18 protein-coding genes are annotated in these 17,630 nt (G+C 65.7%); 4 read left to right on the top strand and 14 right to left on the bottom strand.

What is annotated here, in order from left to right:
• Nucleotides 1–306 precede the first annotated feature (306 nt).
• Together A3M7_RS0138955 and A3M7_RS0138950 are read left to right on the top strand one after the other, a co-directional pair.
• On the top strand, nt 307–828 hold the full coding sequence (locus tag A3M7_RS0138955) for a FecR domain-containing protein (RefSeq protein WP_027548726.1): 522 nt from the start codon (nt 307–309) through the stop codon (nt 826–828).
• 56 nt (nt 829–884) lie between these two features.
• Nucleotides 885–2,771: a CHASE2 domain-containing protein gene (locus tag A3M7_RS0138950; RefSeq protein WP_027548725.1), complete on the top strand. Its 1,887-nt coding sequence runs from the start codon at nt 885–887 to the stop codon at nt 2,769–2,771.
• A gap of 175 nt (nt 2,772–2,946) precedes the next feature.
• Here the strand turns inward: A3M7_RS0138950 and A3M7_RS0138945 are convergent, their stop codons facing one another.
• The 4 genes from A3M7_RS0138945 to A3M7_RS0138930 all read right to left on the bottom strand — a co-directional run bounded on the left by A3M7_RS0138945 (nt 2,947) and on the right by A3M7_RS0138930 (nt 6,502).
• Nucleotides 2,947–4,449: a glycosyltransferase family 39 protein gene (locus A3M7_RS0138945; protein WP_027548724.1), complete on the bottom strand. Its 1,503-nt coding sequence runs from the start codon at nt 4,447–4,449 to the stop codon at nt 2,947–2,949.
• A 6-nt stretch (nt 4,450–4,455) separates the two neighbouring features.
• Nucleotides 4,456–5,589 (bottom strand): glycosyltransferase family 2 protein, encoded by a 1,134-nt coding sequence (locus A3M7_RS0138940; RefSeq protein ID WP_027548723.1) that lies wholly within the window; start codon nt 5,587–5,589, stop codon nt 4,456–4,458.
• A 245-nt stretch (nt 5,590–5,834) separates the two neighbouring features.
• A complete protein-coding gene (locus A3M7_RS0138935; RefSeq protein ID WP_027548722.1) occupies nt 5,835–6,035 on the bottom strand; it encodes a hypothetical protein in 201 nt (66 codons plus the stop codon).
• 89 nt (nt 6,036–6,124) lie between these two features.
• Nucleotides 6,125–6,502: a hypothetical protein gene (locus A3M7_RS0138930; protein ID WP_027548721.1), complete on the bottom strand. Its 378-nt coding sequence runs from the start codon at nt 6,500–6,502 to the stop codon at nt 6,125–6,127.
• Nucleotides 6,503–6,623: 121 nt separating this feature from the next.
• Between A3M7_RS0138930 and A3M7_RS0138925 the strand changes: the two genes are divergently transcribed.
• On the top strand, nt 6,624–7,445 hold the full coding sequence (locus A3M7_RS0138925; protein WP_027548720.1) for a DUF72 domain-containing protein: 822 nt from the start codon (nt 6,624–6,626) through the stop codon (nt 7,443–7,445).
• 9 nt (nt 7,446–7,454) lie between these two features.
• Nucleotides 7,455–7,916: a DUF488 family protein gene (locus A3M7_RS0138920; protein ID WP_027548719.1), complete on the top strand. Its 462-nt coding sequence runs from the start codon at nt 7,455–7,457 to the stop codon at nt 7,914–7,916.
• A gap of 123 nt (nt 7,917–8,039) precedes the next feature.
• On the opposite strand, the gene A3M7_RS0138915 is transcribed toward A3M7_RS0138920, so the two are convergent.
• From A3M7_RS0138915 to A3M7_RS0138870, 10 genes are all read right to left on the bottom strand, one after another.
• The gene (locus tag A3M7_RS0138915; RefSeq protein WP_027548718.1) at nt 8,040–8,954 is read right to left on the bottom strand and encodes a PhzF family phenazine biosynthesis protein; all 915 of its coding nucleotides are present in this window, start codon (nt 8,952–8,954) and stop codon (nt 8,040–8,042) included.
• Between the two features lie 122 nt (nt 8,955–9,076).
• Nucleotides 9,077–9,970, bottom strand: a complete 894-nt coding sequence (locus A3M7_RS0138910; RefSeq protein ID WP_027548717.1) for an amidohydrolase — start codon at nt 9,968–9,970, stop codon at nt 9,077–9,079.
• Nucleotides 9,971–9,992: 22 nt separating this feature from the next.
• Nucleotides 9,993–11,234: an MFS transporter gene (locus A3M7_RS0138905; protein ID WP_027548716.1), complete on the bottom strand. Its 1,242-nt coding sequence runs from the start codon at nt 11,232–11,234 to the stop codon at nt 9,993–9,995.
• 49 nt (nt 11,235–11,283) lie between these two features.
• Entirely contained in the window at nt 11,284–12,015 is a 732-nt protein-coding gene (locus tag A3M7_RS0138900; RefSeq protein WP_027548715.1) for a GntR family transcriptional regulator, read from the bottom strand.
• Between the two features lie 132 nt (nt 12,016–12,147).
• Nucleotides 12,148–12,351, bottom strand: coding sequence for a hypothetical protein (locus A3M7_RS0138895; RefSeq protein WP_027548714.1), 204 nt, complete (start codon nt 12,349–12,351; stop codon nt 12,148–12,150).
• Between the two features lie 145 nt (nt 12,352–12,496).
• Nucleotides 12,497–13,804: an adenylate/guanylate cyclase domain-containing protein gene (locus A3M7_RS0138890; RefSeq protein WP_027548713.1), complete on the bottom strand. Its 1,308-nt coding sequence runs from the start codon at nt 13,802–13,804 to the stop codon at nt 12,497–12,499.
• Nucleotides 13,805–13,912: 108 nt separating this feature from the next.
• A complete protein-coding gene (locus tag A3M7_RS0138885; protein ID WP_027548712.1) occupies nt 13,913–15,076 on the bottom strand; it encodes an ABC transporter permease in 1,164 nt (387 codons plus the stop codon).
• Nucleotides 15,073–16,005, bottom strand: a complete 933-nt coding sequence (locus A3M7_RS0138880) for an ABC transporter ATP-binding protein (RefSeq protein WP_027548711.1) — start codon at nt 16,003–16,005, stop codon at nt 15,073–15,075. Before A3M7_RS0138880 ends, A3M7_RS0138885 begins: the two co-directional genes overlap by 4 nt.
• A complete protein-coding gene (locus A3M7_RS0138875) occupies nt 16,002–16,919 on the bottom strand; it encodes an HlyD family secretion protein (protein WP_245284421.1) in 918 nt (305 codons plus the stop codon). The genes A3M7_RS0138880 and A3M7_RS0138875 overlap by 4 nt, the downstream gene beginning before the upstream one ends.
• Nucleotides 16,916–17,596, bottom strand: coding sequence for a TetR/AcrR family transcriptional regulator (locus tag A3M7_RS0138870; RefSeq protein WP_027548709.1), 681 nt, complete (start codon nt 17,594–17,596; stop codon nt 16,916–16,918). The genes A3M7_RS0138875 and A3M7_RS0138870 overlap by 4 nt, the downstream gene beginning before the upstream one ends.
• Between the last annotated feature and the right edge of the window lie 34 nt (nt 17,597–17,630).

Below are 17,630 nucleotides of genomic sequence, written 5' to 3'. Positions count from 1 at the left end.
GGTCTTCAATACCGCCGGACCATAGCGGCGAAGCATTGCGCGAGGCTGGCGCGCGCGGGCGTCCCCTCCGTCTTTCGGCGCACCGACGTCAGCGACATGACGGCAACGCTCACGCACATCACACATCACACATGGCACCAAGCGCTCACGCAGCACGGCTCCTTGACTGAAAGTTGATCGCGCCGGTCTGGAAAAGGCCGCGGCAACTAAATACCTGCGAGAAGCGGCACTTTTCAGCAGCCTCTGCGCGTGATACGGTACCGTATCAACATCGCCTTGAACTGTGCCACGCAAACGGAGGCTGGCATGATAGGGATCGCACGTGCCGGGTTTTTGGCTCTGGCGTGGTCGTCGTTGTTGACGGGATACGTGGCCGCGCAGCCTGCCAATGCGGGCTGCACGTCGTCGCTCTCCGCCGCCGGCACGCAGACCTGGCGCTGCGACAACGGCATCACCATCGTTGCGGAAAACGGCGCCAGATTTGAACTTAAGGACGCCAACCGCGACGGACATATAGACTCCGTGGAGTTGAGCAGCAAAGCGCTGCTGGTCGAGGTGCCCAAAAAGCCCGGGGGCAATCCTTTCAAGGTGCTGACGCCGCAGGCGATCGCCGCCGTGCGCGGCACCAAATGGGCCGTCGACGTCGCCGATGCAAAAACCTCGGTCTTCGTCGCCGACGGCCGTGTCGGCGTGAGCCGCAGGAGCCGCGGACGCGGCGTCGTTCTAGGCCCTGGCGAAGGCGTCGATGTCGAGGCAACCGGTCCATTGACCGTCAAGACATGGGGCCAGCCGCGCGTCGACGCGCTGATGGCAAGACTGGGTCAATAAGGCCCGGACGACAAAACGAAGAAGATTGCAGTACGTAAAGAAGATTGCAGCACGTAATGACTAGACGCGTTCAGATCCTGGTGGCACTCGTCCTCACTGCGCTGTGGGGTGCAGGCATCTATGCCGCTCACGCCAACGGCCATCTGCGCTTTCTCGACCACCTCGAAGCAACGCTGACCGACCTGCGGACGCAGATCCGCGGCGTGCAGGTTCCGCCCGATCTCGTCACCATCGTCGCGATCGACGACACCGTCGTCAAACGCGGCGGCAGCTATCCCCTGCCGCGCGCCGATCTCGCCCGTGTCGTCGACACCATTGTGCAGTTCAAGCCGAAGGTCGTCGCGATCGACCTCTTGCTGGTCGACCGCAGCGCCGCGATCGGCGATGCCACGCTGGCCAACACGCTCGCCACCGGTCCGATGGTCCTCGCTGCCGCGGCGATCTTCCCGACTGCCAGCGAGACCGTGGCGCCCAGCAGCGAGGGTCCCCTCGCCGTCCTGCCGCAGGCCGAGCGCTTCCTGCTGCCCTTGCCCGCATTTGCCGATCACGCCGAGGTCGGCGTCGTCAACGTCGCGACGGGACAATCCGGCTCGCCGCTCTCGATACCGATGCTGTTCCGGACGCACGACAAGGTCGAGCTGTCATTCCCCCTGCGCGTCGCGACCCGCGCGCTCGACAAGCCGCTGACGATCGCGCCGGATCACCTCATGCTGGGCGATCGCGCGGTGCCGACCGACACCGACTTCGCGCTGCCGATCACCTATTACGGTCCGCGCCGCACCATCCGCACCGTCAGCGCGCAGAGCATCTTCGACGGCACGCTCAGTCGCGCCGCCATCGAGAACCGGATCGTCGTGATCGGCGCCTCGGTCGCCGGCGGTGGCGACTTCTATCCGACGCCGTTCGATTCCCTCATGCCCGGCGTCGAGGTGATCTCCACCGCGATCACCCATCTCATCGCCGGCGACGGCATCGTGCGCGACCGCAAGGTGCACATCGCCGACGCGCTCGCCGCGATCCTGCTGCCGATGCTGCTGGTGGGCCTGCTAGCCTGGCGGCGGAGCGCGTTCGGCGTCGTCGCGGCAGCTGCGGTGATGATCGCCTGGGCCGGGCTCAATCTGTTCGCGTTCACCCATGGCATCTGGCTCAATGGCGCGACCACGCTCGCAGCCGCGGTGCCGCCGGTTGCGATCTTTGCCGGCGTGCAGCTATGGGCGGGAGGCCGCCGCACGCAGTATTTCGCCGCCAAAAGCAGATCGCTCGCGCTATTCCAGGCACCCGCCGTGCAGGAGTGGCTGGCGCGCGATCCGAACTTCCTGTCGAAGCCTGTCCGGCAGGATGCCGCCGTGGTCTTCATCGATCTCTCCGGCTTCACGGCGCTGAGCGAGCGGACCGATCCGGACGCGCTCACGGATCTCCTGAAGGCGTTTCACGCGTTGATCGACAAGGCGGCAGTCGCTTGCGGCGGCATGGTCACCGGCTTTCTCGGCGACGGCGCCATGATCCTGTTCGGACTGCCACACGCAATGCCGGATGACGCGGCGCGCGCGCTGAAATGTTCGATCGACCTGCATCGCGGCGTCGAACGCTGGATCGCCTCGCTGCCCCCTGCGATCGGGGGCCAGGTCGGTTTCAAGATCGGCGCGCATTTCGGCCCGATCGTCGCCTCCCGTCTCGGCGAAAGCCACCAGCACATCACGGCGACCGGCGACACCGTCAACGTGGCGAGCCGGCTGATGGAGGTCGCCGCCCAGAACGATGCGCGGCTCGCGTTGACCGATACGCTGCTGGATGCCGCCGACTTCCACGGCGCTCCCGACGGCGTCCTGACAGGCCCCCTGCTCACGCAGGTCCGCGGCCGCTCCGGCGTCGTGACCGTCTGGTTCTGGCGCGACCGGAACGGGCCCAGCCAGGCCGCGACCAAGGCCGAGATGATCGATTGAGGCCCTGGCCGCCCCACCAAACACTCCGCCATCGTCCCCGCGAAAGCGGGGACCCATAACCACAGGAAGAGGTTTGGCGAAGACTGGCAGTGAACAGGTCGTCACGCGGTACAGCACCTGCGCTCATCGATAGATCACGCGGTATGGGGCCCGGCATTCGCCGGGACGACGGTGATTACCGCGCTTCCGGTGGCGGCGAGCGGTCCAGCACGTCGCCCTTGGCGCCTTCGAGCAGATCGATGCCGTAGGTCTCGACCACGAGCGGCCCGCGCTTGCGCTGCAATTGCGCAACCTGCGTCACCTGCGCAAAGAGGTCGTTGACGGCGGGATGGCCGCCACTGCGCAGCTCATCGACATAGAGCAGCTTGCCGGCAAGCAGCTTTGGGTCGGGCTCGGGCATGTTGACCCAGCGGATGCGCTGGTTCTGCTGCACCACGCAGGTGCCGCGCGGCAGATAGAAGGCGAGCCAGCCCGTGGTGCCGTAATCCGGCGCGAGCACGCACGTCGCGCCGGTGCGGGCGCGCACGGCTTCGATCTCCGCGGCGAGCTCGCGCCAGCCGACGCCGACGCTGCGCACGGTCGCATCGCGGCGATAGCCGGACAGCCAGCCGGTGTTGGCCTGCACAATGAGGGCTGCGAACATCACGATGCCGGCAGGCGCAGCCCAGCGCAGACAAAAGTCGACCAGGCGGCGAGCACGCGGTTTCCACTGCACGAGGTTGGCGGCGGCCGCAGCCGCAACCACGAAGGGCGGATAGACCGGCGCGAACCAGTTGGCCTCGACGCGGGCATGCAGCGAATGCCAGGCGAAATAGGCGACGATGGTCCAGAACAGCGACTCGATCAGCACGCGCGAGGCCAGCGCGCCGGCCCGGCGCCACGTCAGCGCATGCAGCCCCATCGCGCCGAGAATGAAGACCAGCGGCGTTGCGAACGCGATCTGGGTCGGGATCAGCTCGGCGATGAAGACGGGGCGGAAATCCTCGATCCTGGCGCGCCCGAGCTGCTTTGCGAACGAGACCCATTGATGATCCGCATTCCAGAGGATCACCGGCGAGAACAGCGCAAGGGCAACGAGGCCACCGAGATAGGGCCAGGGTGAGAGGAACCAGCGCCTGAGTTTCGGCACGGCCGCGAGCCAGATCAGGATCGCCGGCCCGAAGAACATCGCGGTGTATTTCGACAGCAGCGCCGCACCGACGGCTGCACCGACCGCGAGCCACCAGACGCCGCGGCCGGTCTCGAGCACTTTTGCGAGAAAGAACAGCACGAAGCTGGAGGCGACCAGCAGCGGCGCATCGGGCGTGACGATCAGCGTGCCGACCGCGGCCAGCAGCGTCACGTTGAGCAGGATGGCACTGTTGGCCGCGAGGCGGGCGCCGCCGAACAGGATCGCGGCCGAGCGATAGATCGCATAGCTCATCGGCAGCGCGAGCAGGATCGAGACGAGGCGGACGCCGAGCTCGGTGTCGCCGGCGATCATCGTGCCGGCGCGAATGACGTAGGCAACCATCGGCGGGTGGTCGTAATAACCTCCGGCGAGGTTCTTCGACCACATCCAGTAATAGGCTTCGTCGAAGGTGATCGGTGTGAAGGCGGCCGCGACCAGCCGCAGGGCCACCAGCGCAAGGATCAACAGCGCGGTATTGCGGACGACCCGCGCGTCAGCTCCACCCATCGTGAGCTATTTCTTGCGCCAGACGAACAGTCCGGACATCGCGTAGTTCCACACCACGCCCATCAGCGCGCCGGCCATGCCGGCCAGCCACCAGATCGGCTCCTGGTCGTAGACCGAGAAGGCGACGCCGACATTGGCGAGCAGGCCGACGCTGCACACGATGTAGAACGCGATCAGGCCGCGCAGCAGCGCGAAGCCCTTCAGCCGCTGATCTCGATAGGTGAGGAAGTTGTTGAGGATGAAATTGCTGGTCATGGCGACGATGGCGCCTGCGGCCTGCGCTTCTGCGAACGGCGCCTTGAAGACCCGAAGGGCGATGAACAGCGTGGTCAAGTGCACCACGAGACCGATGCCGCCGACCATCGCGAACAGGATGAAGCGCAGCGAAACGGTGTCGTTGCTCAGCTTGGCCAGCACCAGGCCAAGGAAGTCGAGCGCGACCATGGAATCCAGCTTGCTCTCGCCGTGCTGGCGGGCGCCGAAAGTGTAGGGAATCTCGACCGCCCGCAAACTGCCGTGGGCGGTGGCGACGAGGTCGAGCAGGATCTTGAAGCCATGCACCGAAAGTTTCGGCGCCAATTCCTCGAAACGATCGCGGCGGACCATGAAGAAGCCGCTCATGGGATCGGCGATCTCGACCCGCAGCATCTTCCGGGCGACCTCGGTCGCCAGCGCGCTGGCGCCGGCGCGCTGCTTGTTGAAGCCTTCGCTCTTGTAGCCTTCGATATAGCGGCTGCCGACCACCAGATCGGCCTGGTCGCTGGCGAGCAGCAGCAGCATCTTCGGCAGCTGCGTCTCGTCGTGCTGGAGGTCGGCGTCGATCACGGCGACAAAGGGCGCGCTTGAGGCCAGGATGCCCTCGATGCAGGCGCCGGACAGGCCGCGGCGGCCGATGCGACGGACACAGCGCACGCGGCTGTCGCGCTGCGCCAGCGCGCGTACGACGTCCCAGGTGCCGTCGGGTGAATTGTCGTCAACGAACACGACCTCCCAGGCAACGTTGGGGAGCGTCGCCTCCAGGCGCCGGTAGAGCACCGTGACGTTGTCGCGCTCGTTGAAGGTCGGGACGATGACCGACAGTTCCGGCCCCTCTTGAGCCTGGGGCGGGTTGTCGGAGCCCGGTCTGATCGCTTCATTCATGACGGCAGCGTATATCCGCCGCGTCCTGCGCTGCCAAGCCGGGGTTTCCAAGGGGAAGGGCCAAAAAGGGTCCCAAAATGCCAACGACCCCGGAACGGCGGACCGCGCGTACATCCGGCGCAGCCTGAGCTATTCCAAGGTCGTTCCAGCAACGGAGTTTATCTCTCAACGTCGCCGTTAAAGGCTAGATGGGGACTGCAAGACCGCTTTTCAAGGGGCAAAAGCACCCTCTTTCGGGCCGACGACTAGTTCGGGACTTCCTTGATCACCGGGCCGCGCGGCGCGGGTGCGGCAGGGGCTGCCGGCGCGGCGGCCGAGGCCGGATCGACCTTGGCGGGCTTGGGCGGCTTGCCGTACTGGCCGATCGGCCCGAGGACGACGGCGGCCGCAAGCACGACCGCCGCGACGATCGCGCCCAAAATGCCACCCACCGACTCAGACGACATGGAAGCCCATTCCTGTTCCAGATGCGATCATTGATACCACGGATGAGCGCGCAGCCGGAAGAGCCACGGGACCGCAACGGCTGTTCGAATCATTTCTGCGGCGGCCTGCGCTTGACGAAGGCCGTCACGATGTCCTTCTGCGCCGACTCCACCGCCCTGTTCGCGGTCGCGAGATGGGCGCCGGAATCGATGCTCGGGTATTGCGTGGAGAGATAGTCGAGCAGTGCCACCCGGTAATATTGCCGCTCCGACGGACAGGCGCCCGCAACCGAGCGGCCAAAATCCTGTTCCGACAGACCCTGATTGCTGTCGCGCGAATATTCCCGCGCCAGGCAATGCCAATAATCGTCGCGCCCCTGCACGGCGAGCTTCTGCGCGCCCCTGGCATCGTCGTCATCCGCCATGGCAGGATATGTCATGGCAGCAGATGTCATCACGAGCGCCGCTCCCAGCATCAGCATCCGCATCTTGTTCTCCTTCTTCGCAGATGATCTGGTTCGAAGCTTAGACGGGCCGCGGCAACTGGCCAATCACAACTCGTTTGACTAGGATGCCGGCCTCCCCTCCACGTCGACGCGAGATCCTTCCGTGGCCAAAGCAAAAACCGTGTCCAAGAAATCCGGCAATATCTTCATCGGCGTCGGCGGCTGGACCTTCGAGCCCTGGCGCGGCGTGTTCTATCCGGAGAAGCTGACGCAGGCGAAGGAGCTGTCCTATGCGGCCTCGAAGCTGACCTCGATCGAGATCAACGGCACCTATTACGGCTCGCAGAAGCCGGAGAGCTTTCGCAAATGGGCCAGCGAAGTGCCCGAGGGGTTTGTCTTCTCGGTGAAGGGGCCGCGCTTTGCCACCAACCGCCGCGTGCTCGCGGAAGCCGGCGATTCCATCAAGCGCTTCTATGATTCCGGCGTGCTGGAACTCGGCGACCATCTCGGGCCGGCGCTGTGGCAGTTCGCGCCGACCAAGAAATTCGACGGTGCCGATTTCGGCAAGTTCCTCGAGCTGCTGCCGCGCAAGCTCGACGGACGCACGCTGCGCCATGTCGTCGAGGTCCGCCACGACAGTTTCTGTGCGCCGGATTTCGTTGCACTGATCCGCGAGTTCGAGACGCCGGTGGTGTTTGCGGAGCACGGCAAATATCCGGCGATCGCCGACGTCGCCGGCGATTTCGTCTATGCCAGGCTCCAGAAGGGCAATGACGAGATCAAGACCTGTTATCCGCCGAAGCAACTCGATGCCTGGGCCAAGCGCTTTCAGGACTGGGCGGAGGGAAGTGAACCCGACGATTTGCCGAAGGTCGACAAGGCCAAGCCGAAGAAAGAACCGCGCGACGTGTTCGCCTACGTCATCCACGAAGGCAAGGTGCGCGCGCCGCACGGCGCCATGGAACTGATCGCGCGGGTGAGCTGAGGATGGTCGATGGCAAAGGCGAGGAAGCTCTTCACCATCGGTTATGAACAGACGCCGCCCAAAGCCGTGCTGGACGAGCTGGAGCAGGCCGGCGTCAAGCTCGTCGTCGACGTGCGCGCGGTGACCTCGTCGCGCCGGCCGGGCTTTTCCAAGAAGCAGCTTTCCGCAGGACTGGACGAACGCGGCATCGCCTACGTCCATCTCGCCGCGCTCGGCACGCCCAAGGAGGGGCGCCTTGCCGCGCGTAGCGGGCAGTACGATGTGCTGGAGAATATCTACTCGAAGCACCTGAAGACGCCGCAGGCCAAGGAAGAGATGGACGAGCTCTCGGCGCTCGTGAAGAAGGCAGGCCCGGTGTGCCTGCTCTGCTACGAGCGCGACCACACGCACTGTCACCGCCAGATGATCGCGGAGGTGATTGAGGAGCGGGATGGCGTGACGGTGAGGAATTTGGCCGGGCGGCAGGTTTAGCCGCCGCTGTCATTCCGGGGCGCGACGAAGTCGCGAGCCCGGAATCCATCGGGCCGCAGAGCTAGTGGAGGAGTGGATTCCGGGTTCGCGCTGCACGCGCCCCGGAATGACGGGTTGATGGACCTACCCCTCCCCCGCCAGCCGGAACGTCCCTTCCATCATCTGCACGCAGCTGCCGCCGACATGGGCGGAGACGATCTTGCCATCCTGCTTGCGCACGCGCGTCAGAAGCAGGCTCGGACGGCCCATGTCGAAACCCTGGCCGACGGTGAGCTTCAACTCGCCGTCGCGTGTGGGATTGAGATCGGCAAACAGCGCGGCCGCGGCGACCGTGGCGCTGCCGGTGGCGGGGTCCTCGGCGAGACCGCCGGCGCCGCGCATGAACATGCGCGCCTGCCGCTCGCTCGGAGCCTCCGACGCGGGCACATCGCGGGTATAGAACCACACCGAGCGGGCGTCGTCGCGCGGCAGCACCCTGCCGAAGGCGGCCGCGTCGGGCCTTGCCCGCTTCAGCGCATCGCGCGAACTCACTTCCGCCACCACGAACGGTGTTCCGACGCCGACGACCTGCGGCGCGTGGTGATCGGTCCTGATGTCGTTGGCCGTCAGGGAGATGCAGGCCGCAACGTCGGCGGCGGAAAGCTCCGCCAGACGCGAGAGCGGCTGCGGCGCGGTGAGCTCGGTGCTGACCACCCTTCCCTGCTCCCGAAAGATGTCGATCGGAACGAGGCCCGCTTTTTCCTCGAACAAGAGGCGCGGCTTCGGCTCCTTCGCAAGGCCCGCGAGCACGAAGGAGGTGCCGACGTTGGGATGCCCCGCGAAGGGCATCTCCCGGACCGGCGTGAAGATGCGCACCTCGGCGTCATTGGCCTTGTCGCGCGGCGGCAGCACGAAGGTCGTCTCGGAATAGTTGAACTCGGTCGCGATCGCCTGCATCTGCGCCGTCGACAAGCCGCCGGCATCGAGCACCACGGCGAGCTGGTTGCCGCCGAAGGCGCGGTCGGTGAACACGTCGACGGTGATGTAGCGGCGCTGCATCCTTGCTTTCCTCACGCAAATCGCAGCCGCGGGTCGGCTGCATCGCCGGCAGTCTACAAGCCGGCAACATCGTCCGTCATGCCCCAAAATTCGGAGCAATCGGAGCAATCGCGGATGGCGTGTCAGAAGCGGAAGAGCTGATACGGCGATGCCAGCACTTGCGCGCGCTCACTCTGGTCAATGATCAGCGTATCGAGAAATCGCCGGTTCTTTTCGTAAGCCTGCGACGCCTCGAACTGCGTGTGCGGCCAGTCGCTGCCCCACAACAGGCGATCGAGACCGTAGGCGTTGCGCAGCAGCGGATAGGCCGCGTTCGCGAAATCCTCGCCCGCAGCCCCGTTGCGATACGGCGCCGAGATCTTGACCCAGACGTTCCGCGACGCGCCGAGCTTCAGCACAGACTGGAAGCCGGGATCGGCGACGCCAAGTTTTGGATCGGGCAGCGCATAGTGATCGAGCACGACGGTGACATCGTGATCGAGCAACTGCGGCGCAAGCACAGCGAGATCGGCCGCGTTGCGCTGGACCTCGACCTGCCAGCCCATGGATTTCACGCCTGCGAGCAGCGTCTTCCATTCGCCGGCAGCGAGATCGGGCAAAGGCTGACCGACGAGGTTGAGGCGAATGCCGACGATTCCGGCGCGGTCGAGCGTGCGCAGCTCGTCCGCGGAGACGGCGGGGTCGACGACGGCGATGCCGCGCAGGCGACCGCGCGCCTCCTTCAGGCACGCGGTCAGATAAGAGTTGTCGGTACCGAGAAAGCTCGGCTGCACCAGCACGCCATTGGTCATGCCGTTGCGGTCGAGCTGCTCCAGATAGAGCGACAGCGGCGCGTCGTAATCCGGCGCGTAGCGCCGGCCCGGCGCGAGCTTGAGGCCGCGATGAAAGACATGGGCGTGGGTATCGATCGTCGGCAAGGCCGCCTCACTGCTGGCTGTGGTCGCGGCCACCGTCACGAGCGACGCGAGGCCCGCGCCAAACTGGCGGCGCGTCAGGCCGCGCTGGGACGATGTCATGGCTGCTCCTCCCCATCCCGCGTCAGGCGCGCGTCGCAGCGGTCTGTTCAAAGACCTTGCCGCGCGTCTCAGGCAGCATCAGCACCGCGATCAGCACCAGCGAATAGGCGAAGGCCGCATCGATGCCGATCGCCGGCCCGAGCCCGATGTGGTCGCTGAGAAAGCCGACCAGGAACGGGAACGCGGCAGAGACGATGCGGCCGAAATTGTAGCAGAAGCCGACGCCGGTGCCGCGCACGCCGGCCGGATAGAGCTCGCTGAACAGCGCCGCCATGCTGGCGGGAATGCCGGCGGAGAAGAAGCCGAGCGGAAAGCCGAGCACCAGCATCTGCCCATTGGTCAGCGGCGCGAAGATGTAGATCAGCACGGTGATGATGCAGGCGCTGGCGAAGAACGCGACATTGACCCGGCGGCCGATGCGGTCGCTGATGATGCCGCTCGCCACGCAGCCGCAGAAGAAGGCGACGATGATGACGGCGAGATAGCCGCTGGAGCCCAGCACCGACAGATGCCGCACTTCGCGCAAGTAAGTCGGCAGGAACGTCGTCAGCGCGGCGTAGCCGCCATGGGCCCCGATGCCGAACAGGCCGCCGATCAGCGTCGCGCGCAGCACGTCGCGATGGAAGATGCCCGAGAGCGTCGCCAAGAACGGCTTCTTCTCGGCGGCTACGGCCCGCGGCGGCTCCTTCAATCCGCGGCGGATGAAGATGATGAGGAGCGCGGGCAACAGCCCCAGCGCGAACAGCAGCCGCCAGGCGATATCGGCCGGTGCATAGGTGAAGACCAGCGCCGAGAGCAGCACGGCTGCGCCCCAGCCAACGGCCCAGGCGCTCTGCACCGAGCCGAGCGCCTTGCCGCGATGCTCGGGGCGGATGATCTCGGCCATCAGCACCGCGCCGCAGGCCCATTCGGCGCCGAAGCCGAGGCCCTGGATCGCCTTCAGGACCAGGAGCTGGGCGTAGGTCATCGCGAATGCGCAGGCGAAGGTCGCGAGCGCAAAGGTCAGAACCGTGATCTGGAGCGCCTTGACGCGGCCGAAGCGGTCGCCGAGCGCGCCGCCGAGCCAGCCGCCGAACGCGCCGAAGAACAGCGTGACCGAGCCGAGCAGGCCCGCGTCGGCCTTGCTGATGCCGAACGCTGCGATCAGCGCGGGGATCGCGAGGCCGAACATCTGGACGTCGAGCGCATCCAGCGCCCAGCCGCCAAAGCTTGCCCAGAACGTGCGCCGCTCCAGCGGCGAGCTTTCGCTGTACCAGTTCGACATGCTTCCTACCCCTGTACTCGTTATTGCTTGGTGCCGTTGAAAGGCCGCTTCACCTGATCTCGGCGTGATAGCGGAAGCGGTCGGCCGGCCCGCGCGAGCGGCGCCATTCGATCGGCCGCCGTTCGAGGTCGAGCGCGAGGCGCTCGATGACAATCAGAGGCGCATGCGCCTCGAGCCGCAGCAGGCGCGCCTGCATCTCGTTGGCGGTCTCGACCGTCAGGATTTCCTCGGCGGAGACTACGACCTCGCCGCAGCGCTCCTCGTAGAGCGGGTACAGCAGGTCGCCGAACTCGGCGGTGTCGATGTCGAGGATGGGCGCGAAGCGCGATTGCTGCAGCCAGATCTCTTCGGCGAGCAGTGGGACATCGTCGATCAGGCGCAGGCGCGACAGGCTGATCACGGGCTCGCCGACCGGGATGCGGAGTGCGGATGCGACCGCCGATGTCGCCGGCACGCTTTTGCGCCTGATGATGCGGCTTTTCGGCACGCGCCGCTCACCGCTCTCGGACTGGAAGCGGAAGAAGCGGAACAGCGACGAGTTGAAGCGCGCGCGACGCACGAAGGTGCCGCGGCCCTGCTGCCGTTCCAGCACGGCATCTGCGACGAGCTGGTCGATCGCCTTGCGCACGGTGCCGATCGCAACGCCGTAATGCGCGCCGAGCTCGGCCTCCGACGGGATCGGCTCNCCCGGCCGCCACTCATTGCGGTTGATCCGCGCGGCGAGGTCGTCGCGCAGGCGCTGGTAGCGTGGCAGGCGGTCATCGAGCGGTGCTGAATTCATATAGTCATATAGATGACTATATGAGAGGCGAGTCAAGCGCTACTAAAATACCGCCAACCACCAAGGCTGCTATGGACGTTCGCGACGCCGGGCTGGCGGATTTCACCAGCCCGGCTTCGTCTGCCGTGGTCGTCAGTACGTCGTCGTGTTGGGCAGGCAAGGCGGCCGCTTGTAGGGCGCCGTGGCATACGCGCCCTCTGCCGGAGCCCTGACGCAGTAGTCGGCCGTCGCCTCGGTTGTCGCGCGCGGTGGGGCGACGTGGCGCGCGGATGCGGCCTGGGTTTGGGTGACGGCGGCGGTGATCAGGGCGGCCGCAACAAGGGTCAGTCGGGTCATTGGCTTTCTCCGGGTGACAAACGGAAGCCGAGCTGTTTCGGCTTCCACTGTGCAAGACCCGAAAGCTAGCAGAGATATTTCATCACGCGCCTTCAACGGAACGCGACTGCGCTTCAACCAAACGCGACTCACATTTGAACGCGCGCTATCCCAGTTGAAACACTGCCACCTTCTGCTCGTAGCCGCGCACCTCGACTTCGCCGAGCGCGACGGCATCGTTGCCGTCATCGCCGAGCGCCTCGCGCACGGACGCCGAGATCAGGAGCTGCGAGCCGAACTCCTTGTTCAGCGCCTCCAGCCGCGAGGCGAAGTTCACGGTGTCGCCGATCACGGTGTATTCCTTGCGCCGGGGCGAGCCGATATTGCCGGCGACGACCTCGCCGAAATGGATGCCGATGCCGATCCGCAGCGGCCAGCTCGTCTGCGCGTTGATGCGGTCCATCGCGGTCAGCATCTCGCGGCCTGCGGCGACCGCGCGGTGCGCAGCGTCGGAGGCCTCCAGCGGCGCGCCGAACAGCGCGAGGAAGCCGTCGCCGAGAAACTTGTTCACGATGCCGCCCTGGCGGTCGAGGATGTCGACCAGCACGGCGAAGGCGCCGTCGAGCCGGTCGACCACCTCCTGCGGGGTGCGCGACTGCGCCCCGGCGGTGAAGCCGCGGAAATCGACGAACATCACGGCGACGCGGCGGAGGTCGCGGGCGGCGCTCGTCCCCTCCGCCATCAGCCGCTCCACCACCTGCGGCGAGACATGCTGGCCGAACAGGTTCGTCACCCGGTCGCGCGCGGTGGCGGCCGCGATGCTCGCAGCAAACTGACGGCGGAGCCGCGCGCCGACGGAGCCGGCGAGCACGCCGCAGACCAGGATGATGGTGCTGCGCACCGCGTGGAAGTAGATCAGGGGCTCGCCGGCCTCGCTGGCCGAATTGAAATACAGCGCGACGGCCAGGAGTTCGGCTGCGGCCACAAATCCCGTGAAGGTGGACAGCCAGAAATCGAGCCGCAGCGTCGAAAGAATGACGAAGATGAAATAGACCAGGGGCAGCACGAAACCGAGCGCCTGGCTCGCACCCATGCTGCGGATCTGCAGGATCAGGATGATCGTCGGCAGCGACGTTTCGATAAAGGCGCCGATATAGCGCCTGATCACCGGCAGGTCGCGATCGAGCTTGAGGTTTCGCCTGATCTGGCTGTGGACCCAGACCTCGAAGAGGATGAAGCCTCCCAAGAGGATGTATTCGCGGACGAGGCCCTCCGTTCCGCGCCAGACCCGGTTCACCAGAGCAGGGTCGATCAGGAAGGTTGAGGTGAGGAACAAGATCATGACGCAGCCGGTGATGATCAGTGTCCGCACCCGCAACAGCTCGGTGCGCAGCACCTCCCGCGTCAGCTCGCGCTCGAAATCCTCCGACAAGGCGGCGTGCTGCCGCGCCTTCCTGCTCGCAAAACTGACCATTCCATCCCCCGGTCATTCCGGGGCGCGACGCAGTCGCGAACCCGGAATCTCGAGATTCCGGGTTCACGCTACGCGTGCCCCGGAATGACTCTCAAGGGTTAGTTTGCCTCAATCCAGCGTGCGGCGGAAGCGCGTCACGGCGATGGTCATGGCGATCAGCATCAGGACCGCCAGCGCCAGCGCGTCATAGCGCAAATTCTCCATGGTCGCGCCCTTCAGCATGATGGCGCGGACGATGCGCAAATAATGGGTCAGCGGCAGGCCCTCGCCGACATATTGCGCCCAGGCCGGCATGCCCGCGAACGGGAACATGAAGCCGGAGAGCAGAATGCTCGGCAGGAAGAACATCATCGACATCTGCATCGCCTGGAGCTGGTTCTGCACCAAGGTCGAGATCGTGTAGCCGATCGACAGGTTGGTGGTGATGAAAAGCGTCGACAGCAGCGCCAGCAGGAACAGATTGCCGAACACGGGCACGCCGAACAGGCCGACGCCGATGCTGATGATCAGGAAGGCCTGGACGAAGCCGACCAGCACGTAAGGGATGATCTTGCCGAACATCACCTCGACCGGCTTGATCGGCATCGACAGCAGGCTCTCCATGGTGCCGCGCTCGACCTCGCGCGTGACCGAGAGCGCGGTGAAGATCAGCATGGTCATGGTGAGGATAGTGCCGACGAGACCCGGCACGATGTTGAGGCTTGACGCTGCGGCCGGATTGTAGCGCGCATGCGCGCGGATCTCGAACGGCATCTCCGGGGGATCGCCGATATAGAGATCATGCTTGAGCGCGGTCTGCACGACCATGCCGAGCGAGCCGATCGCCGAGCTCGCCGCAACGGGATCGGTGGCATCGGCCGCGACCAGCAGCGCCGGCCTGTCGCCGCGCCGCACCGCCCGCTCGAAGCCGCGCGGGATCTCGACGCCGAACAGGACCTTGCCCGATTTCAGCAGATTGTCGAAGTCCTCGACGTCGTGCACCTCGTAGAGGAAGCGGAAATAGGCGGTGTTCTCCAGCGCCTTCAGGATCGAGCGGGCGAGATCGGAGTCCTCCTGGAGCAGCACGGCGCTGGGCAAATTGTGCGGCGTGGTGTTGATGGCATAGCCGAACAGCATGAGCTGCATCACCGGCAGCATCACGATCATCGCGAACGAGACGCGGTCGCGCTTGAGCTGGATGAACTCCTTGATCAGCATCGCGTAGGAGCGCCGCAGGAAGCCGAAGCGCTCGCGGATTTCGTGTGCGGGAGCCGGATGATCGACGGCGCTCATTGGAAATTGTCCTTGGACCGGCCCATCAGTTCGATGAACACGTCTTCCAGCGAGGGATTCGACTTCTGCCAGTGCAGGCCGCTCTTCTCGCGCCACGGTGCGATGCTGGCTTCGAGCGCGGCAACGTCGCGCCCCGAGACGTGCAGCGAGGTGCCGAACGGCGCCACCATGTCCACGCCGGGCTTGCCGGTGAGCGCAGCCGCGAGCTCGTTGAGGTCCTCACCGGTCACAGTATAGGTCGAGAGCGCGGATTTCGCGATCACCTCCTCCACCGTGCCGTGCGCAAGCAGATGTCCGTAGGCGATGTAGGCGATCTCGTGACAGCGTTCGGCTTCGTCCATGTAGTGGGTCGAGACCAGCACGGTGAGGCCGTCGGCGGCGAGCGCATGGATCTCGTTCCAGAAATCGCGCCGTGCCTTGGGATCGACACCCGCCGTCGGCTCGTCGAGCAGCAGCAGCTTCGGACTGGGCAGCGTACAGGCACCTAGCGCCAGCCGCTGCTTCCAGCCGCCGGAGAGCTCGCCGGCAAGCTGCTCCTCGCGCCCCGAGAGCCCGAGCCGCTTGATCATGTCGCGCGCCGCGCCGCGTGCATCGGCAAGGCCATAGAGCCGTGCCACGAATTCGAGGTTCTCGCGCACCGACAGGTCCTGGTAGAGGCTGAAGCGCTGGGTCATGTAGCCGACCTGGCGTTTGATCTTCTCGGCATCGCGCCGGATGTCGTAGCCGAGGCAGGTGCCCTCGCCGCTGTCGGGCGTCAGCAGGCCGCAGAGGATGCGGATGGTGGTGGTCTTGCCCGAGCCGTTGGGACCGAGGAAGCCGTAGATCGAGCCGCGCTTCACCTGCATCGACAGATCGTGCACGACCTCGCGGCCGCCGAACGACTTCGTCAGGCCCTTGACGTCGATTGCGATGCCGTTGCCGCCGTTCATCGCTTGTCCGCCATCGGAGTTTTTGGATTGAGATAAACGTCGATCGGCTGCCCGACGCGCAAGGCATCGGGGCGCGAGGGCCGCGCCTGGATCAGGTAAACGAGCTTGTTGCGCTCATCGAGGCTGTAGATCACCGGCGGGGTGTATTCGGCCGAGGTCGCGATGAAATAGATCTTGGCGGTCAGGTCGGCGGCGCAATTGTCGCAGCCGATCCGGACCGTGTCACCGATCGCAAGCTTGGGCAGCTCGGTCTCCGGCACGAAGAAGCGCAGCTTCATGTTGCCGGGCGGCATGATCGAGAGCACCGGCCGCTGCGCGGCCACCATCTCGCCCTCGCGGAAATAGATCTGCTGGATGGTGCCGGCGACCGGCGCAAAGCCCCTGCGCCGCGCCATCCGCGTCTCCGACGTCGCTACCCGCGCTTCCGCCACGCGCAAGGCGGACACGGCGGAATCGAGATTGGCCTGCGTGCCCGAACCGGTCTTGTTCAGCGAGGCCGCACGGTCATAGGTCTGCTGCGCATTGGCGAGCGTCGCCTTGTTCTGGTTGAGATCGGCAAGCTGGAGATCGTCATCGATGGAATAGAGGGCGTCGCCGACCTTGACCTCGTCGCCCTCGCGGACGCTCAGCTTCGTCACCCGGCCCGCCTCATCCGGGCTGACGAAGATCATGTCGGCCTCGACCCAACCCTGGAAGCCGGGATCGCGCTTCTCCTTGCAAGCCGCCAGCCCAGTTGCGAGCACCAGAACCGCGATCGAACAGAGGCGCGGCAGATACCCCTGTCGACCCCTCACCCTGAGGAGCCGTGAAGCGGTGTCTCGAAGGGCGAGGAGCCACAGTGGGGCCTGCATCCTTCGAGACGCGCGTTCCGCGCTCCTCAGGATGAGGTGAGAGATGGTTCGCGACGACCTCATGTCGTCCTCCGTTCGCCAAAAATCAAATCGAGATGGACGCGCAGCATGTCCCGCGCGTCGAGCGGCGCGTGACGCTCAAACAGGCTCTGCCAGATCACCGCGATCATCGCGGGCGCGATCAGGATCTGCGGATAGCGCGCAAGGTCCTTCTCGCGGATCTCGCCGCGGGCGATGCCGAGCTCGATCAGCGCGCGCATGGCGGCGACCCCGCGCGAGACCACCTCGCGATAGTAGAAGTCGGCGACGGAGGGAAAGCGCGGCCCCTCCGCAACGATCAGGCGCACGAGATCGCCGCGCCTGGTGCCGATCACCTCCTTGAGGAAGTTGCCGGCGAAGGCTTCGATGAGGTCGCGCACCGAGCCCACCGGCGGCGGCAACGTGGTCAGCCGCGCCACCACAGGCACGATCACGACGCGCACCAGCTCCTCGAACATCGATTCCTTGTCCTTGAAGTGCAGGTAGATCGTGCCCTTCGCGACTCCGGCCCGCTTCGCAATGTCGTCGAGCCGCGTCGCGGCAAAGCCGCGCGCGATGAACTCCTCCATCGCCGCCTCCACGATCGCCGCTCGCCGCTCCGCCGCGCGTGTCGCGCGGTTCGAGGCGGGCGCGGCTTCGGGCATGTGGCCCCCGGCATGGACCACAGATGCCGAGGCGGCTTTGGAAGGCTTCCTTGTCATCTATTATTTATGACTGACTAGTCAGTCATAGTCA

The sequence above is a fragment of the Bradyrhizobium sp. WSM2254 genome, assembly GCF_000472645.1.
GTDB lineage: Bacteria > Pseudomonadota > Alphaproteobacteria > Rhizobiales > Xanthobacteraceae > Bradyrhizobium > Bradyrhizobium niftali.
Note: the sequence above shows the minus strand (reverse complement) of the source record. Positions and strands in the feature narration are given on the sequence as shown.

Excerpts from the sequence above, each read along its gene's own strand:
- A3M7_RS0138955 (WP_027548726.1), top strand. The coding sequence starts at position 307 with ATGATAGGGATCGCACGTGCCGGGTTTTTGGCTCTGGCGTGGTCGTCG.
- A3M7_RS0138950 (WP_027548725.1), top strand. The coding sequence starts at position 885 with ATGACTAGACGCGTTCAGATCCTGGTGGCACTCGTCCTCACTGCGCTG.
- A3M7_RS0138945 (WP_027548724.1), bottom strand. The coding sequence starts at position 4,449 with ATGGGTGGAGCTGACGCGCGGGTCGTCCGCAATACCGCGCTGTTGATC.
- A3M7_RS0138940 (WP_027548723.1), bottom strand. The coding sequence starts at position 5,589 with ATGAATGAAGCGATCAGACCGGGCTCCGACAACCCGCCCCAGGCTCAA.
- A3M7_RS0138935 (WP_027548722.1), bottom strand. The coding sequence starts at position 6,035 with ATGTCGTCTGAGTCGGTGGGTGGCATTTTGGGCGCGATCGTCGCGGCG.
- A3M7_RS0138930 (WP_027548721.1), bottom strand. The coding sequence starts at position 6,502 with ATGCGGATGCTGATGCTGGGAGCGGCGCTCGTGATGACATCTGCTGCC.
- A3M7_RS0138920 (WP_027548719.1), top strand. The coding sequence starts at position 7,455 with ATGGCAAAGGCGAGGAAGCTCTTCACCATCGGTTATGAACAGACGCCG.
- A3M7_RS0138915 (WP_027548718.1), bottom strand. The coding sequence starts at position 8,954 with ATGCAGCGCCGCTACATCACCGTCGACGTGTTCACCGACCGCGCCTTC.
- A3M7_RS0138910 (WP_027548717.1), bottom strand. The coding sequence starts at position 9,970 with ATGACATCGTCCCAGCGCGGCCTGACGCGCCGCCAGTTTGGCGCGGGC.
- A3M7_RS0138905 (WP_027548716.1), bottom strand. The coding sequence starts at position 11,234 with ATGTCGAACTGGTACAGCGAAAGCTCGCCGCTGGAGCGGCGCACGTTC.
- A3M7_RS0138895 (WP_027548714.1), bottom strand. The coding sequence starts at position 12,351 with ATGACCCGACTGACCCTTGTTGCGGCCGCCCTGATCACCGCCGCCGTC.
- A3M7_RS0138890 (WP_027548713.1), bottom strand. The coding sequence starts at position 13,804 with ATGGTCAGTTTTGCGAGCAGGAAGGCGCGGCAGCACGCCGCCTTGTCG.
- A3M7_RS0138885 (WP_027548712.1), bottom strand. The coding sequence starts at position 15,076 with ATGAGCGCCGTCGATCATCCGGCTCCCGCACACGAAATCCGCGAGCGC.
- A3M7_RS0138880 (WP_027548711.1), bottom strand. The coding sequence starts at position 16,005 with ATGAACGGCGGCAACGGCATCGCAATCGACGTCAAGGGCCTGACGAAG.
- A3M7_RS0138875 (WP_245284421.1), bottom strand. The coding sequence starts at position 16,919 with ATGAGGTCGTCGCGAACCATCTCTCACCTCATCCTGAGGAGCGCGGAA.
- A3M7_RS0138870 (WP_027548709.1), bottom strand. The coding sequence starts at position 17,596 with ATGACAAGGAAGCCTTCCAAAGCCGCCTCGGCATCTGTGGTCCATGCC.